General features: G+C 32.1%; 1 protein-coding gene. It reads left to right on the top strand.

Annotation, left to right across the window (positions count from 1 at the left end):
- Nucleotides 1-551, top strand: a 551-nt coding sequence (locus CLTEP_RS14000) for an Rpn family recombination-promoting nuclease/putative transposase (protein ID WP_153016361.1), incomplete at its 5' end; no start/stop codon positions are given.
- Nucleotides 552-1,103 lie beyond the last annotated feature (552 nt).

Below are 1,103 nucleotides of genomic sequence, written 5' to 3'. Positions count from 1 at the left end.
AAACAATAGTTAAAGGTGAAGACTACAAGAATTTGTCAAAGGTAATAACTATAAATATATTGGATTTTAATTATATAAAGCTTGATAAATTTCATACTAAGTTTCATCTGTGGGAAGATGAAGCTAAGGATTACATGCTCACTGATTTGGTAGAGATACATTTCATAGAAATTCCAAAATTTAATGAATTGAAGGTAAAGAATTTGAAAGAAGATAGGCTTCAGAGATGGTTGACTTTCTTTAATAAGGATATTTCAGAAGAAAAATTAAAGGAGTTGATTGAAATGGATAAAGATATAAAGAGAGTAGAGGAAAGACTTGAATATTTAAGTAGTGATGCAAAGACAATAGAGATTTATAAAGCGAGAGAAAAGTCACTTCATGAAAGGGCAAATATGATAAGCAGTGCAAGAGAGGAAGGAATTAAAGAAGGAATAAAAGAAGGAATATTCAAAACAGCCAAAAATCTATTGGTTATGGGTATGGATGAAGATACAGTGTCAAAAGCTACTGGATTAAGTGTAGAAGAGATCAAGAATTTAAAGCAGTGATAGATAACACCCCAGGGGTGTAAAATCTTCCAATTGCAAAAAATGAGCTGATACATCTTATGTAAACAGGTAATCTAATTAAAATTCCTGCACATATGGGTGCTTGATTCCAATATTCAATTGGAGCCAAGCATCCTATTTTTGATATCTTCTGATATTGTACCAACAAAAACTGTATTGCAGTTTTTGTAATGAACAGGTACCTTACAAAGACTTGAAGTGAAGCAAACAATCTTTGTTGCTTTTATCGATTCTATAAGACTCCCACTTCTATAAGTGGGAGATTGAAGCTTTTTGCTTCAGGTGGAGTAGAGTCTCCACCTGAAGTTCCGATGTTTTGCTTTAGCAAAACGAGTTCACTGGACTATCTCTTCACCCTCGACCTTACTCGTTAGGGGAAGCGAACAATATTTCTTGCTTTTATCGTAGAATTTGTATTAATAAAAAATGCGAATTCTTTTCAAAAGATAGTGAAAATACAACAAAAATTAAGATATAATATAAGTATAGGAAAGGGTGATATAATGGAGAGATTAAAACCTTTGAATGATT

The organism is Clostridium tepidiprofundi DSM 19306, assembly GCF_001594005.1.
GTDB lineage: Bacteria > Bacillota > Clostridia > Clostridiales > Clostridiaceae > Clostridium_AC > Clostridium_AC tepidiprofundi.
The sequence above is the reverse complement of the archived record's forward strand: the minus strand, read 5'-3'. Positions and strand labels throughout refer to the sequence as shown.